This is a genomic window from Flavobacterium gelidicaeli (assembly GCF_013294005.1).
Taxonomy (GTDB): domain Bacteria; phylum Bacteroidota; class Bacteroidia; order Flavobacteriales; family Flavobacteriaceae; genus Flavobacterium.
Map to the genome: position 1 here is coordinate 378,678 of NZ_JABSNK010000001.1, position 17,853 is coordinate 396,530.

Here is a 17,853-nt window from a genome sequence, read left to right on the forward strand (position 1 = left end):
TCCTAATTAAAATAATCCGCCTTGAATATTTGCTTTTATCTTTCCGAGGTGACGATAAGCTTTATCAGTGACTTCTCTACCTCTTGGGGTTCTCATAAGGAAACCTTCTTGAATTAAGAAAGGTTCATAAACCTCTTCGATTGTTTCGCTACTTTCAGAAACTGCAGTCGCTAAAGTAGTCAAGCCCACAGGGCCTCCTTTGAATTTATCTATAATTGTATTCAGGATTTTATTGTCCATTTCATCTAAACCATGCGCATCAACATTAAGCGCTTTTAATGCATATCTTGCGATTTCAATATCGATGGTCCCGTTTCCTTTTATTTGAGCAAAATCACGCACACGACGTAATAAAGCATTAGCAATACGCGGAGTTCCTCGACTTCTACCAGCTATTTCTACTGCTGCTTCCATAGAAATGGGCATTTTAAAAATACTTGCGCTTCGCTCTACGATAGACGTTAATAACTCGGTGGTATAATATTGTAAACGAGATGCGATTCCAAAACGCGCCCTCATAGGAGCCGTTAATAAACCTGAACGCGTTGTTGCTCCAATTAATGTAAATGGATTTAAATTTATTTGTACCGTACGTGCATTAGGACCTGATTCTATCATGATATCGATTTTAAAATCTTCCATGGCAGAGTACAAATACTCTTCTACAATAGGGCTTAGTCTATGAATTTCATCAATAAACAAAACATCTCTTTCTTCAAGATTTGTCAAAAGTCCAGCTAAATCGCCAGGCTTATCTAAAACGGGACCCGAAGTTATCTTAATTCCTACATTTAATTCGTTAGCAAGAATATTAGCTAAAGTAGTCTTACCTAAACCTGGAGGACCATGAAAAAGGGTATGATCAAGCGCTTCATTTCTTTGATTTGCTGCGGCTACAAAAACTTTTAGATTTTCTAATATCTGATCTTGACCCGCAAAATCATCAAATGATAAGGGTCTTAGTTTTTTTTCAAGATCTAATTCTTCCGAATTGTACCCGTTTGTTGTAGGGTCTAAATTTTCATTCATATAACAAAGATACTATAAAGTTGTGTGCAAATAAAAATGCCTCTCTAAAATAGAGAGGCATTTTTAAATATATTTAAAATCTAGTGGTGCAATACTTCTTCACCAGGTTTCATTGGCACAGTTTGAGGAACAAAGTCTTCTTCATGTGCTGGATTACTGTAGTCATAAGGCCATCTGTGCACTTCTGGAATTTCTCCTGGCCAGTTACCATGAATATGTTCTACTGGAGTAGTCCACTCTAATGTATTTGATCTCCATGGATTTTGAACTGCTTTTTTACCGTAAAAAATACTGCTAAAGAAGTTGTACAAGAAAACCAGTTGGAACGCCCCACCAATTAAAGCAAATGTTGTAATTAATACATTTACATTTTGCAAATCATCAAATAATGGAAAGTTTGTATTTGTATAATAACGTCTTGGTAAACCAGCTAATCCAATAAAGTGCATTGGGAAGAAAACTCCATAAGCACATACTGCAGTTACCCAAAAGTGAACATAACCTAAGTTTTTATTCAACATTCTTCCAAACATTTTTGGGAACCAGTGGTAAATACCAGCAAACATTCCGTAAAGAGCAGATATACCCATTACTAAGTGGAAGTGAGCAACTACGAAATACGTATCGTGAACGTTAATATCTAGTGTACTATCTCCAAGAATAATTCCTGTTAAACCTCCAGTGATGAAAGTAGAAACTAAACCTATTGAAAACAACATAGCAGGATTTAACTGTAGGTTACCTTTCCATAATGTTGTGATATAATTAAATGCTTTTACTGCAGAAGGAATTGCAATTAATAATGTTGTGAATGTAAAAACAGAACCTAAAAATGGATTCATACCTGATACAAACATATGGTGACCCCAAACAATTGTAGATAAGAATGCAATTGCAAGAATTGACATAATCATCGCTCTGTAACCAAAAATTGGTTTACGAGAGTTTGTTGCGATAACTTCAGATGTTATACCTAATGCAGGTAATAATACAATATAAACTTCAGGATGTCCTAAGAACCAAAATAAGTGTTCAAACAAAACTGGAGAACCACCTTGGTAATGTAAAACTTCACCAGCAATATAGATATCAGAAAGGAAAAATGATGTTCCAAAACTTCTATCAAATATCAACAATAAAGCTGCAGATAATAAAACTGGAAAAGAAACAACACCAATAATCGCAGTAACGAAGAAAGCCCAAATTGTAAGAGGCAATCTTGTCATAGACATTCCTTTTGTTCTTAAGTTAATAACAGTAACAATATAATTTAATGATCCCATTAAAGAAGATGCAATAAAAATAGCTAATGAAACTAACCATAAAGTCATTCCTAATCCAGAACCAGAAATAGCTTGTGGTAATGCACTTAAAGGAGGATATATTGTCCAACCTGAATTTGCAGGTCCTGATTCAACGAACAAGGATGCAACCATGATTACACTTGATAAAAAGAATAACCAATAAGAAATCATGTTCATAAAACCAGATGCCATATCGCGTGCACCAATTTGAAGTGGAATAAGTAAGTTACTAAAAGTACCACTTAAACCGGCTGTTAACACAAAGAATACCATTATAGTACCATGTATTGTTACTAAAGATAAATAAATATCATTAGCCATAACTCCGTTAGGAGCCCATTTATCACCAAGTAAAATATTGAATATTTTAAAAGATTCCTCAGGCCATGCCAATTGCATTCTAAAAAGCATAGACATACCAACACCAATGATTCCCATAATAATACCTGTAATAAGGTACTGTTTTGCAATCATCTTATGATCAATACTAAAGATATACTTAGTAATGAACGTTTCTTTATGATGGTGTTCGTGTTCGTGATCGTGTCCGTGATCGTGAGCTTCTGCTGACATATATGTATACTTTAAATTTTCTTAATAATTATTTTTTTGCTATTACAGAAACAGCAATCGTATCTTTTATTTTCACAGAATCATTAGTTGCAACTACTGCTGCTATTGCAGGAGCTGGAGTATTAGATTCTTTAACTTGTTGAACTAAGATAGCTTGTTCAGCAACCCATTTTTTATAATCCTCTGGTGTATCAACAATAATCTTCATTTGCATGTTGTAATGAGAAGCCCCACATATTTTATTACAAAGAAGTAAATAATCAAAAGTATAAGGGTCTAAAGCAGTTCCACCTTTAGCAACTAAATCAATACTTTTCTTAGCTCTTAATTCATTAATGTGTGCTACTTTTTCAACCATATATGGCAACTCTCTATATTCAGAAGTTGTATAAGTAGGTTCAAAAGCAAATTCAGTAACCATTCCAGGAACACAGTTCATTTGAGCTCTAAAGTAAGGCATGTAAGCTGAATGCAAAACATCTTGAGATCTCATTTTGAAATGTATCTTTTTTCCTTTAGGTATGTGTAACTCAGAAACAACAATATCATCTTGAGCATAAGGATCAGATAAATCTACACCTAAAGTATTGATACCTTCAATGTACCTAACATTTGCTTTACCTAAAACATTGTCTTCGCCAGCATATCTTGCAGTCCATTTAAATTGTTGAGCATACAACTCAACAACAATTGTATCATCTTCTTCATCGATGAACATAATATTTGTCCAAGCATAAAGACCGTACAATATAAGACCCGCTAATACTACCGCTGGAATAATACTCCAAACAGCTTCTAACTTATTGTTGTCAGCAAAATATAAAGCTTTTTGACCCTTTTTACCTCTATATTTAAAAGCAAAATAGTGTAATAAAACTTGTGTTATTGCTTGAACAATAAATAAAAGAACCCAAGAGATATTCATTAAACTATCTACAAGTACACCATGTGCAGATGCAGGAGTATGTAAAACTAAACCTCCCCAAGCAAATAGACCATATATTGAGAAAATATAAATGAAAGCAAGAAAGCCAAACATTAAATATCCCTGAACATTATTATCATTATCATTCGCTACTTCTGAACTGTCCGAATGAGATCCTACCTGAGTAAGATCAAATATCTTCGTCAATTGCCATAATGCAACGGCTAATAAAACTAAAACTATAATTACCAACAAACTTGTCATCTGTTTTTTTCTTTAAATATTAATAATGAAAATGTTTACTCTCTTCTATAAATGGATTTCTTTTTGGCAACAAAGGAGCTTTAGTTAATGCAGTAAACACTGTAAAAATAAACAATCCAAGGAAGAAAAGAACTGATGCAATTTCTGGAACTCCAATAAACCATTTATCTCCTACTGTACCTGGCATAATCATATTGAAAAAATCAATATAATGTCCTGCCAAAATAACAACACCAGCCATCACAATTACCCAAGTAATTCTTTTGAAATCAGTATTTATTAAAATCAATAAAGGGAAAACAAAATTCATAACTACAGCTCCAAAGAAAGGTAAGTTATATAATTGAATTCTTGTAATAAAATAAGTAATCTCTTCAGGAATATTTGCATACCAAATTAACATGAATTGAGAGAACCATAAATAAGTCCAAAAAACACTAATACCAAACATAAATTTAGCTAAATCATGTATGTGACTTGTATTAACATATTCTAAGAAACCTCTCGATTTTAAATATACCGTTACCATAGCAATCATTGTGATTCCGCTTACGAAGAAGCTTGCAAATACATACCATCCAAAAAGTGTACTAAACCAGTGAGGATCTACAGACATAATCCAATCCCAAGACATTATTGATTCAGTTACAATAAAGAATACAAGAAAACCTGCAGACATTTTGAAATTCTTTTTGTAGTAAAGATCATCAGAAGCTGCATCTTGTGCTAAACAGTTTTTAGCTGAATAATACCTGTAAAGATTCCAACCAATTAAAAATATAGCTGCTCTAACTATCCAAAAAGGAAAATTTAAATAACCTGATTTTTGTGCAATAAGTTTATCATGAGCGACAACTTCAGGATCCAACCAAATAAATAAATGGTTAAAATGCAATCCACATAATATTAATAATATGAAGAACAATACAGAACCCCATGGCAAATAAGCCGTAATTCCTTGCATTACTCTAAACAATACAGGAGACCAACCAGCTTGCGCTACTTGTTGAATTGCATAAAATGCAAGTACACCCATTGCAATAAGCAAGAAGAAAATACAAGCAACATATAATGCAGCCCAAGGTTTATTTTGTAATTCGTGTAAAACGTGTGTTAAATGCTCCTCATGTTCTGCCGAAGCCTTAGCTTCAGTACCGCCATGAGTAGGTGTTTCCATGTGTGCTTCATCAGATGACTTAGCTTCTCCATGTGCTTCTGTTTCTCCATGAGCCTCTGCTTCTCCATGAGCACCATGACTCTCTGCTGCTAAAAGAATTTCCACTTCGTGAATATCTTTTGGCGAACTATAAAAACCATAACCTATACCTAATAGACCTACGGCCATTAAGATGAAAGAAAGAGTTTTTAATTTACTTGAAAATGTATACATATCTATTACGATCAGTTTGTTCAACAATTATAATTGGCTTTTTAGTTTAAGGACATAGTCAGCAACTAACCAACGCTCATGTGCACTTAATTGATTTGCATGTGAACCCATTGAGTTTAAACCATAAGTCACTACAAAGAAAACACTTCCTTCAGTAATTACCCTATCTTTATAACTAGGTACCCCAAGAAATTTTTCTCTTTCTACTAATTTTCCTTTTCCATTACCAGTTGCACCATGACAACTAATACAATAAATATCAAATAGCTCTTTTCCTTTATCAGAATTCCTATCTAATGAATCTAAAGGAGAAACAAGATTAGCTTTAGCTAACTCATAACCCGCAGTAGTGTTTTCATATTCGAAAGGTTCAAAACCTCTATTTATCGTACCTGGAGCAGGAAGTTGCCCTTCTTTTCCATTCTTAAATGCACTTGACTCTGAGTAGGTTTCGTAACCTACCGACTCATACATGTTAGGAAAGTATTGGTAATTTGGCGCTTTATTATTGTGGCATGATGCTACTAAAATAGTAATACCAAATAATAGTGTTATTTTATATACGGTTTTCATATCTAAATTAATTCTTTTCTATTACTTTAACTTCTACAGCTCCTGTATTTTGGAAAAAAGAAACTAACTCTTCTTCATTATTATTAATGGAAATTTCCATTAAAAAGTGATCATCTGTAGTTCTTACATCAGGATTTTCTGCTTGCTTAAATGGCCATAATTTACTTCTCATATAAAAAGTAAGCACCATTAAATGTGCTGCAAAAAATACAGTCATTTCAAACATAATTGGAACGAAAGCTGGCATATTTTGAATAAAACTGAAACTCGGCTTTCCGCCAATATCTTGTGGCCAGTCTTGAATCATAATAAAATTCATCATCAATGTAGCAAATGTAATTCCAATACATCCATAGATGAATGAACAAATAGCCAATCTAGAAGGAGCAAGTCCCATCGCTTTGTCCAACCCGTGAACTGGGAATGGTGTAAAAACTTCTTCAATATGATGATGAGCTGCTCTAGTTTTCTTAACCGCATCCATCAATATATCATCGTCATTATAAATGGCGTATATTACTTTATTATTCATGATGTCTATCTTTATTTGCTTCTCTTTCTCTTTTGTAATTATCTCCTGTTCCTTTCAAAATTGTTTTAACCTCTGCTTGAGCAATCACTGGGAAAGTTCTAGAGTATAACAAAAACAACACAAAGAAGAAACCAATTGTTCCAATAAAAATACCAATATCAACAAATGTTGGTGAAAACATTGTCCAAGAAGACGGTAAATAATCTCTATGTAATGAAGTAACAATAATTACAAAACGCTCAAACCACATTCCGATGTTTACCACAATAGATAATACAAAAGAAAAAATTATACTAGTTCTAAGTTTTTTGAACCACATAAATTGTGGAGACAAAACATTACATGACATCATTAATAAATATGCCCACCAGTATGGTCCAGTCGCTCTATTTAAGAAAGCATATTGCTCATATTCAACTCCAGAATACCATGCTACAAACAACTCAGTGATATAAGCAACTCCCACAATAGAACCTGTAATCATAATTACAATGTTCATTAGTTCAATATGCTGTACTGTAATATACGATTCAAGATTAGACACTTTTCTCATAATAATAAGTAAAGTATTTACCATTGCAAAACCAGAGAATACTGCACCAGCAACAAAGTATGGAGGGAAGATTGTTGTATGCCATCCTGGTATAACAGAAGTAGCAAAATCCATCGATACAATCGTATGTACAGAAAGTACAAGAGGTGTTGCTAAACCTGCAAGAACCAAAGAAACTTCTTCAAAACGTTGCCAATCTTTAGCTCTACCACTCCATCCAAAACTTAGTATAGAGTAAACTCTCTTATTAAAAGGGGTAATTGCTCTATCTCTAAGCATTGCAAAATCAGGTAATAATCCAGTCCACCAGAAAACTAATGATACCGATAAATACGTTGAAATTGCAAATACATCCCAAAGTAATGGGGAGTTAAAGTTAACCCAAAGGGATCCAAATTGATTTGGAATTGGGAGAACCCAATACGCTAACCATGGACGTCCCATGTGTATAATTGGGAATAAACCCGCTTGCACAACTGAGAAAATTGTCATTGCTTCTGCAGAACGGTTAATTGCCATTCTCCATCGCTGACGGAATAATAATAGAACGGCGGAAATTAGTGTTCCTGCGTGACCAATACCTACCCACCAAACAAAGTTAGTGATATCCCAGGCCCATCCAACAGTTTTATTTAATCCCCATGTTCCAATACCTGTAGATACTGTGTAAATAATACAACCTATTCCCCAAAGGAAAGCAGTTAGTGCAATTGAAAATACAATCCACCAATGTTTATTTGCTTTACCTTCAACAGGTGCAGCAATATCTACTGTTACGTCGTGATAAGTTTTATCACCTATAACTAAAGGTTTTCTAATGGTTGCTTCGTAGTGAGACGACATAATCCTTTATATTGTTTCTTATTAATAATTTTTTTTACTAGGTATTTCTAACTTTAACATGATAAATCACATTAGGCTTAGTTCCAACATGTTCCAACAAATGATACATTCTATCATCTGCAGCCAATTTTGTCACTTGACTTTTGGTATCATTAACATCTCCAAAAACCATTGCTCCAGTAGAACAAGCATTTGAACATGCAGTTTGAAATTCTCCATCAACAATTGATCTACCTTCTCTTTTAGCCTTAAGAATAGTTGCTTGTGTCATTTGAATACACATTGAACATTTTTCCATAACACCACGAGAACGAACGTTTACATCTGGATTTAATACCATACGTCCTAAATCATCATTCATGTGATAATCGAATTCACTGTTTTTGTTATACAAGAACCAGTTAAAACGACGCACTTTGTAAGGGCAGTTATTTGCACAGTAACGCGTACCAACACATCTATTGTACGCCATGTGGTTTTGACCTTGGCGACTATGAGATGTTGCTGCAACAGGACAAACAGTCTCACAAGGAGCATGATTACAATGTTGACACATTACTGGTTGAAAAGAAACTTGAGGATTATCTCCCGCTTTTTCCATTTCATTAAAAGTAGACAATGAACTAGACAATCCTTTAATATTCTCTTTTCTTTCATTATCTCCTGCAAAAGTGCTTTCAGAAGAGTAGTATCTATCAATACGCAACCAGTGCATATCGCGACTTCTCCTAATCTCTGACTTACCTACAACAGGCACATTATTTTCGGCGTGACAAGCGATAACACAAGCCCCACAACCTGTACAAGCATTTAAGTCAATTGAAAGATTAAAATGATGTCCTATTGAACGATCAAATGTATCCCATAAATCAACTGTAGTAGCTTCTACTTCTTCATGGTTCAAAGATACCATTGGAACTTCATTCCAAACTTTAGCATCTTTAGTATTAAATATCTCCAAAGTAGTTTCTTTGATGATATCTCCTCTACCCATTAATGTTTTTTGTCCTTGAACACAAGCAAATTCATGATCTCCAGAAGCTTTTTCTAAAGTAATCGCTTGTACATCATTGAAACCTTTATATAAAGAGTAAGCATTTATACCTACCATCATTTCTTCTTTAAGAGCAGCCTTGCGACCATACCCTAAAGCTAATCCAACAGTTCCTACCGCTTGTCCTGGTTGAACAATTACCGGAACGTTTTCTAACTTAATACCATCAGCAGTTGTTACTGTAGCATAACTACCATTCAAACCACCATTAGCAACAATTTCATTTGTCATTCCCATCTCTTTTGCATCAGCATTAGAAACAGTTATATAATTATCCCATGAAACTCTAGTAATTGGATCTGGAAACTCTTGCAACCAAGGATTGTTTGCTTGTTGACCATCACCCATTCCTGTTTTGGTATATAAAACTAATTCAAATCCTTGAGAAGCTTTTGATTTTGCTAAAGCATTTGCAGCAGTAGCATAATCAGCGTTTCCTCCAGATAAAACTTGAGATTCAGATACAAAAACACCATCATGTAATACTTTATTCCATGTAGTACCAGTAACCGTTCCTGAAGCATTTGCTTTTACATAGTCATAAAAAGTACCCGACATACCATTCAAAGACATTAAAACGTCTTGAAATTGTTTAGTATCGAATAATGGACGAATTGTAGGTTGTGTTAAACTATAAGTCCCTCTAGTAAGACTTAAATCACCCCACGATTCTAAATAATGTGGCACAGCTGCAGCAACTGTACTCATTAAAGCAGTTTCATCTTCTTTTAAAGAAAAAGCTACTGATGTTTTTACTTTTTTAAGCCCTGCAACAAATGATGCTGAATCAGCTAAAGTATATACAGGATTAACACCACTCATAATTAATGTATGAACGCTTCCGGCTTTCATATCATTTATCAATTGAGCCACTTTTTCGTTAGATCCTTTTCTAATTTGTCTTGTACCAGAAGTACTATAAGCAGTACTTCCTAATGCTTGATTAATAGCCAAAACTAATAATTGTGCATTTTTATCTTGAATACCTGAGACTAAAACTCCATTTGCACCAGCAGCTTTTAACTGTTGAGCCGCTTTTACAACTTCAGTTTTAAACTTAGCATCTAATGTTACTGGAACAGCTGCTCCAATAACTATATTATATATTTGAACTAAAGCTTGCTTTTGATTCGCAACAGACATCGCTAAACGTTTATCAGCAGCAGCTCCTGACAAAGTCATGTTTGCTTCTAACTGAAAATGACGTGACATCTTTCCGTTTTGTGGAATCCTACCCTTAGCATATCCTGAATCATATCCACCACCTTGCCAGTCTCCTAAGAAGTCAGCCCCAACAGAAACGATTAAAGAAGCTTTTGAAAAATCGTAATCAACTAAAGCTCTTTCACCGTAAACAGTTTCGAAAGCATCTAAAGCTTCAGAAGAAGAAACAGCATCATAAACTACATGTTTAGCTGTAGGATTCAAAGCTATAAATTCGCCAATTAATTTTTCAGTAGAAGGACTTGCTAATGTATTTGTTAATAACACAACTTGACCACCTTTTGACTTAGCATCTGCTAAACTTGATTTAACTTTAGCATCAACTGCTGACCAAGTTGCATTTTTCCCGTCAATTTTAGGTTCCTTCAAACGCATATTATCATATAATGATAATATAGACGCATGAATTCTTGCATTAGCTGCAAATTTCGCTCCTGAAATAGTATTATTATCTATTTTAATAGGACGCCCTTCACGTGTTTTAACAAGAAGATTTGCAAAATCAAAACCATCAAAAACAGAAGTAGCATAATAATCAGCTACTCCAGGAATGATTTGTTCTGGCTGTAATACATAAGGTATCGACTTGTTCACAGGACCTTCGCATGCTGCAAGTGTAGCTGCAGCAGTACTAAACCCTACGTACTTTAAAAAATCACGACGTGATGTTGAAGAAGATGACATAGCATCATCATTTCCTAAAAACTCATCAGTAGGAATTGCTTCAACAAATTCGTTATTTCTAAGCGCCTCAACAATAGAACCATTTTCAAGTTCCTCAACACTTTTCCAGTATTTTTTGTTTGATGACATTGTATATAAATATTAAAATCTTAATAATTTGATTAATAGTGGCATTTACCGCATTCTAAACCTCCCATTTGCGCTGCAGTCAATTTGTCTACACCGTATTTCTTAGAAAGCTCTTCGTGAATTTTAGTATAATATTCGTTTCCTTCCATTTTAACATCGGTTTTTCTATGGCAATTAATACACCATCCCATTGTTAAAGGAGCAAACTGTTTTTGAATCTCGTAAGTTTCAACAGGACCGTGACAAGTTTGACATTCAACTCCTGCAACAGTTACGTGTTGTGAGTGATTGAAATAAACAAAATCAGGCAAGTTATGAATACGAACCCATTTTACAGGTTGTGTTTTTCCAGTATAAGACTGTGTAGTTTTATCCCAACCTACAGCAGTATATAATTTTTGGATTTGTTCATCGTAAAAAGCTTTACTGTACTCAGGAGTAGCAGTTGTTTCAGCAACTTCAGCAATATTCTTATGACAATTCATACAAACATTTAAAGAAGGAATACCAGCGTTTTTACTAACTCTAGCCGCAGAGTGACAATACTTACAGTTGATTTCATTATCACCAGCATGAATCCTGTGAGAATAATGAATTGGCTGAATTGGCTCGTAGTTTTGATCTACACCTACTTGCATTAAGAAGCCATACACGAAGTACGCACTTGCAAGCAATAAGAAAATAGCAGTAACTAAAACCAAAAATTGATTTTTAGCAAAAGCTTTCCATATTGGTGTTGTTGGTGTTTTTGAAGTTACTTCAATTCCGTTTGATTTTGCTACTTTAGTTAAGACATTATTCACAAGGAATAACATAACAACTAACATCAACATAACAAGAGCTAAAGCACCTAAAATAATACTATTAGAAACACCACTTTGATCAGCAGTACCAGCAACAGCAGTTCCAGGTAGTGGAGCAGGAGCTTCAGCCTTTACTTCTGATGTGTAAGCAATAATATTATCTATATCGCCTTCTGATAATTGAGGAAATGGAGTCATTACTGCTTTATTGTTTTCTTCAAAAACCTTAACAGCAGCAGCATCACCTGACTTAATCATGTCAGAGCTATTATGAACCCACTTGTAGATCCATGCCATTTCATGTTTCTCTGCAATACCCCTAAGAGCCGGTCCAGTAGACTTAGCGTCTAACTTGTGACATGCAGCACAGTTTGAATTAAAAAGTTCCTTTCCTTTAACAGGGTCAGCACTTGGCGCAGCCGCAGGAGCCTCAGTTGCAGCTGCAGGAGCAGCATCTTGTGCAAATGAAGTAAAGGAAAATGCCAGCATTAAAGTAAAGCTGAACAATAGTTTCCTTGAGATCGAATTATGGTTACCCACCTTTTTCATAAAATATAATGATTATCTACTAAAAATTGGCACAGTTTTCTCTATAAATAATTACAGTTAGACCGTTCCTTTATTTTAAACTTCGACAAAAATACGACTTATGAACTATTCTCAAAACCTTAAAATAGTCTTAATTTCAATTTATATTAATTCTAAATAATAATTTGCTTTTAGATTCATTCATTAAATACTATTTTTGCTTAAAAACCATCACGTTATGAGAATCATACCCATTAAAACAACCTTATTTGTATCTTTTCTAATTTGTATTACCGCTGGAACATTACAAGCTCAGGTCCAAAATATTAACATTAAGCAAGATGCCCGCTTTGAACAATTATTAAGTGAAAAAAGAAAAATAAATTCCTCTGTTTCTATCAATGATCGCTATAAAATCCAAGTATTTAGCGGTGATAGTGAAAAGTCTAAAAGAGCTTTATATGATTGTAAACAGCAATTTAAAGAGCTAGACGGCACAATTGTTTTCAATACACCTAATTATAAAGTATGGATTGGTAACTTTAGAACTAGAATTGAAGCCGAAAGAAATCTAGAAGAAATTAAAGACAAATACTCTAATGCTTTTATAATTAAGCCACAAAAATAAATTTATAAATTAAATTCAAAAAAAAGCTACTTCATCATGATAGTGGCTTTTTTTTTAGTCTATAAATTATTTGAAATTTCTAAAATCAACAAAATATCGATTAATTATAACCTTTACTTACGACTAAAAGAAACAACATTAAAACTGAGATCTCGATTTTACTTTAAAAAAGAAAAAACTTACGAATGACATAGAAAGCACTGCTATTTGTAAAAACTAAACATTCTTCATTTAAATAAATAGCGTTACTTTAAATGATTTTCCCTTAAATATATCTTTTCGATTGGCTTTAAATTTATTTAAAAAACTAATTACAATTAAATCGAATTCACCAATAACAACTAATTCGTCACTGATATAAAAAGGGAGTATCTCTTGATCATAATTTCAACAGCCTCAATTAGGTAACTTACTTTCATATTCTCTAGCATTGAAAAAGCTCCCTATTTCATTAGAGCAATATTGAACTATTTCCTTTTGTGTTAATCCAAATCTAGAAAGTTGATTATCTTTAAACTAATCTTTTTATTTACAAAATCAATATAATAAATTTCAAAACTAACACTCTCATCAGGATATCGGAGCAATGAATAATCATTACTCTGAAGACACGCTAACTTATCATAAAAAAATTGAATAGGATTATTTCACACAAGAGTTAAGAAAACAAACTACTAAACACAGAAGCAAAATTCTAATTTTCACACATATCTACAGCTACAATAAAATAAATAAATTCCTGTATTTTCACCTACATCCTGAAAGTATATACAGAATCTAAATAATTATTTTAAATACAAAAGACACACCCAAAAACTATCTAGCTCTAATAACGGATTAAGAAAATATTCTTTAAAAAAACGTTATTAATTATATTTTATTTACAACAAAAGCAGCACAATCTTGGACAAACTAATGCTATAATATTTTGCCAGTCGATATCTGATAATAATTATCAAACATGCTCAAACTTACAATTGGACTCCTTTGTAGACAGCTTGCGTAGCAAATTTAAATTACCGCTACAATTGTATAGCGAACACTATTAAAAACGAATTAAATTAGTCCCTCACGACCTATTTTAGACATCAACATTGATTAAACAGAATACACTAACAAATGATTAATAATGTTTATGTGTTTTACAATTACATAATACCCCCATCACTACCTCCTAATATTATTTCGAAATAAACAAGTGCTTTTGTTATTCAATAATACCTTTTTAATCACATCGATATAATATTTAAAAAATATCATTTTTATTCTTTCCTATAAAAGCAGGGGAATCAATTTCTTTAAACAAATAAAAGATAAGTAACAGCAACCACAAGCAATAATAATTTGCACTCATATTCTAATTGAATAGAAACATATGATTGTCCGCATTGAGTAATAAAAGAACTTGCACACAGATTTGAAGATTTAAATAGATTGGTCATAACAATTCAGTTGAAATTTTTGAAGACTACGCGCCTTTTATACATACATAAACATAATACAGTCGATTTACAATAAAAACACTCTACTCCACTCAAACTGATAATTAGATTGTATTATAAATAGTCTATGCATGATAACCCAAACCATCTTAAATAGCAATATAGTTACATTAAGGACAATAGCAAGAACATTTTATAATTCTTACTTAAAAGCTATAAAAACTCAATTTAAAAAAACTAAGATAAACTGTCATACGTTATTAATGAGCATATTTATAAATTCATCTGCTGTTTTACTATTTTTTATTTATTACTGAAATACCAGCAATACGTCATAATCATTTAAAGGATAAAAAAGCTACAAATTACACTTTAAACGCAAAAAATCCCGACGAATCGGGATTTTTTCAAATATATAAAGAATTAAATTTTATTTCAATTTCTTTTTAATAGCAACTTCATGGTATGATTCAATAACATCTCTTTCTTCGATGTCGTTGTATCCTTTAATTTGGATACCACAATCATATCCTTTTGCAACTTCTTTCACATCGTCTTTGAAACGTTTTAATGCTACTAACTCACCTGCGTGAACAACAACACCGTCTCTAATAACTCTGATCTTAGCGTTACGAGTAATTTTACCATCAGTAACCATACAACCTGCGATAGAACCCACTTTAGAGATTTTGAATATCTCTCTAATTTCTGCAGTTCCAAGAATTTCTTCTTTCATTTCAGGAGCTAACATTCCTTCCATTGCATCTTTCAAGTCATCGATTGCTGCATAGATAATAGAATAGTAACGGATATCGATTTCTTCCTTGTCAGCAAGTTGTCTCGCATTTCCAGCAGGACGAACATTAAATCCAATAATAATAGCATCAGAAGCAGAAGCCAACATAACGTCAGTTTCAGTAATCGCTCCAACACCTTTATGAATGATGTTAATTTGGATTTCTTCAGTAGACAATTTAGAGAATGAATCAGATAATGCTTCAACAGAACCATCAACATCTCCTTTAAGGATCACATTTAATTCTTTAAACTGACCTAATGCAATACGACGACCAATTTCATCTAGCGTAATATGACGTTGTGTACGTACAGATTGTTCACGCATTAATTGAGAACGTTTAGCAGCAATTTGTTTAGCCTCTTTTTCGTCTTCAAAAATATTGAACTTATCACCTGCAGTAGCCGCACCATCAAGACCTAAAACTGATACTGGTGTAGATGGACCTGCAACTAGAACAGAATTCCCTCTTTCATCGTGCATTGCTTTAATCTTACCATGATGCTTACCTGCTAACATATAGTCACCAATTTTAAGCGTACCATGTTGTACTAATATTGTAGATACGTATCCTTTACCTTTATCAAGGAAAGCTTCAACTACAGTTCCTTGAGCAAATTTATCTGGATTAGATTTTAAATCTAAAACCTCTGCTTCAAGTAATACTTTTTCTAATAATTCTTTTACTCCAGTTCCAACTTTTGCAGAAATATCATGAGATTGGAATTTCCCACCCCAGTCTTCTACAAGTAAATTCATACTTGCTAACCTTTCTTTAATTTTCTCTGGATTTGCATTAGGTTTATCCACCTTATTGATTGCGAAAATAATAGGAACTCCAGCTGCTTGTGCATGACTGATAGCTTCTTTTGTTTGTGGCATGATGTCATCATCAGCTGCAATCACAATAATAGCGATATCTGTAACTTGAGCTCCACGAGCACGCATAGCGGTAAACGCCTCGTGACCAGGTGTATCAAGGAATGCAATTTTTTGTCCGTTATCTAAAGTTACTCCGTAGGCACCAATATGCTGTGTAATTCCTCCAGATTCCCCTGCAATAACATTTTCTTTACGAATGTAATCTAGTAAAGATGTTTTACCGTGATCAACGTGACCCATCACAGTAACAATAGGCGCTCTAAATACTAAATCTTCTTCTTTATCTTCAACAACAGTAATTGCTTCTTCAATGTCTACGGTAATGAATTCAACTTCATAACCAAACTCATCAGCAACAATTGTCAATGTTTCTGCATCAAGACGTTGGTTCATGGTAACCATGATTCCTAGAGACATACAAGTTCCAATAACTTTAGTAATTGGCACATCCATCATGATAGCTATTTCACCAACAGTAACAAACTCAGTAACCTTAATAGTTTTACTTCCTTCGTCTATTGCTCTTTGCTCCTCATCCGATTTTTGACGGTGCGTATCTCTTTTGTCTCTTCTGTATTTTGCCGCTTTAGATTTACCACCTTTTTTACCTTGTAATTTTTCTAAAGTCTCACGAATTTGGTTTTTAACTTCCTCTTCCGTTGGCTCTACTTTTGCAACAATAGCAGGTCTGTTTCCTTTAACGAATCCAGGTCTAGAACTTCTATTAGCATTATAACCACCACCTCCAGTATTAGGAGTAATCTTGTTAGGATTAGGTGCACCAGGAACTCCAGGAGGTCTTGGCGTGCCCGGTTTAGGAGCAATTCTTTTACGTTTATTTTTATTAGCATTATTAGCTCCTGCAGCACCTGGCTTATTAGGAGTAATTTTAGGCTCTTCTTTTTTCTTTTTAGGTTTATTAAACTGAGACAAGTCAATAGTTTGACCAGTAAGTTTAGTTCCTGATAATTTTTGATACTGTGTAGCAATTGCTTCTTCTGCAGGAGTTTCTTCACCTTTTGGCGTTGCATCTGCTGCTGGGGCTGCTACTACTTTTTCAGTTACCTCTGCTTTTGGAGTTGCTTTAACTTCAGGAGCTTCTTTTTTCACAGTCTCTTTTGCAACAGGGGCTGCTTTTGGAGTTGCTACTTTTTCCTCTTTCTTAGCTTCTTTAACTTCAACAGTAGGTTTTACTTCTTTTTTATCTGAAACAGGTTTGTCTTGTACTGGCTCTTTTGGAGCTGGTTTTTCAACAGGAGCTGGCGCTTTAGTAGCTTCTGCAGATTTCTCTACATTCGCTTTTACTGGCGCTGCTTTTTTTGGATTAAGATCAATCTTACCAACTTGAACAGGACCTGTTACTACCGCTCTCGCTTTGATAACTTCTTGTTGTTGTTTAAGAACCTCTTCATCATGCTTGCGTTTATCCTCTATCTCTTTTTCTCGCTCCACACGCAAAGCTTCTTTCTCTTTTCTTTTCTCTTCTCCTACTTCTTTTGAAGCTTCTTTTTTCCCTCTGTCACCTGCAAATTGACCGCACAGAACATTGTATACATCATCAGAAATTTTTGTGTTTGGATTTGCTTCAATAGCAATTCCTTTATCTTTTAGATAATCCACAGCTCTTTCCAAAGAAATATTCAATTCCCTTAAAACTTTGTTTATTCTAATAATTCTCTCTTCAGACATAAAACCTT

The 17,853-nt window shown here is 33.8% G+C and carries 11 protein-coding genes; 1 reads left to right on the forward strand and 10 read right to left on the reverse strand.

Annotation, left to right across the window (positions count from 1 at the left end; translation table 11 throughout):
* Positions 1–6: 6 nt before the first annotated feature.
* The 9 genes from ruvB to HNP99_RS01730 all read right to left on the reverse strand — a co-directional run bounded on the left by ruvB (position 7) and on the right by HNP99_RS01730 (position 12,429).
* The gene (gene ruvB / locus HNP99_RS01690; RefSeq protein ID WP_173850623.1) at positions 7–1,029 is read right to left on the reverse strand and encodes a Holliday junction branch migration DNA helicase RuvB; all 1,023 of its coding nucleotides are present in this window, start codon (positions 1,027–1,029) and stop codon (positions 7–9) included.
* 80 nt (positions 1,030–1,109) lie between these two features.
* Entirely contained in the window at positions 1,110–2,906 is a 1,797-nt protein-coding gene (locus HNP99_RS01695; RefSeq protein WP_173850625.1) for a cytochrome c oxidase subunit I, read from the reverse strand.
* A 28-nt stretch (positions 2,907–2,934) separates the two neighbouring features.
* Positions 2,935–4,095, reverse strand: coding sequence for a cytochrome c oxidase subunit II (locus HNP99_RS01700; RefSeq protein ID WP_173850627.1), 1,161 nt, complete (start codon positions 4,093–4,095; stop codon positions 2,935–2,937).
* A 19-nt stretch (positions 4,096–4,114) separates the two neighbouring features.
* Entirely contained in the window at positions 4,115–5,485 is a 1,371-nt protein-coding gene (locus HNP99_RS01705) for a quinol:cytochrome C oxidoreductase (protein WP_173850629.1), read from the reverse strand.
* A gap of 27 nt (positions 5,486–5,512) precedes the next feature.
* Positions 5,513–6,058: a c-type cytochrome gene (locus HNP99_RS01710; RefSeq protein WP_173850631.1), complete on the reverse strand. Its 546-nt coding sequence runs from the start codon at positions 6,056–6,058 to the stop codon at positions 5,513–5,515.
* A 7-nt stretch (positions 6,059–6,065) separates the two neighbouring features.
* Entirely contained in the window at positions 6,066–6,590 is a 525-nt protein-coding gene (locus HNP99_RS01715) for a DUF3341 domain-containing protein (RefSeq protein ID WP_173850633.1), read from the reverse strand.
* Positions 6,583–7,986 (reverse strand): NrfD/PsrC family molybdoenzyme membrane anchor subunit, encoded by a 1,404-nt coding sequence (nrfD, locus tag HNP99_RS01720; RefSeq protein WP_173850635.1) that lies wholly within the window; start codon positions 7,984–7,986, stop codon positions 6,583–6,585. The genes HNP99_RS01715 and nrfD overlap by 8 nt, the downstream gene beginning before the upstream one ends.
* A gap of 37 nt (positions 7,987–8,023) precedes the next feature.
* Complete coding sequence (locus HNP99_RS01725; RefSeq protein ID WP_173850637.1) at positions 8,024–11,077, reverse strand: TAT-variant-translocated molybdopterin oxidoreductase; 3,054 nt, start codon at positions 11,075–11,077, stop codon at positions 8,024–8,026.
* A 32-nt stretch (positions 11,078–11,109) separates the two neighbouring features.
* Positions 11,110–12,429, reverse strand: coding sequence for a cytochrome c3 family protein (locus tag HNP99_RS01730; RefSeq protein WP_173850639.1), 1,320 nt, complete (start codon positions 12,427–12,429; stop codon positions 11,110–11,112).
* Between the two features lie 217 nt (positions 12,430–12,646).
* Between HNP99_RS01730 and HNP99_RS01735 the strand changes: the two genes are divergently transcribed.
* The gene (locus tag HNP99_RS01735; protein ID WP_173850641.1) at positions 12,647–13,036 is read left to right on the forward strand and encodes an SPOR domain-containing protein; all 390 of its coding nucleotides are present in this window, start codon (positions 12,647–12,649) and stop codon (positions 13,034–13,036) included.
* A gap of 1,872 nt (positions 13,037–14,908) precedes the next feature.
* Here the strand turns inward: HNP99_RS01735 and infB are convergent.
* Entirely contained in the window at positions 14,909–17,845 is a 2,937-nt protein-coding gene (gene infB / locus HNP99_RS01740; protein ID WP_173850643.1) for a translation initiation factor IF-2, read from the reverse strand.
* Between the last annotated feature and the right edge of the window lie 8 nt (positions 17,846–17,853).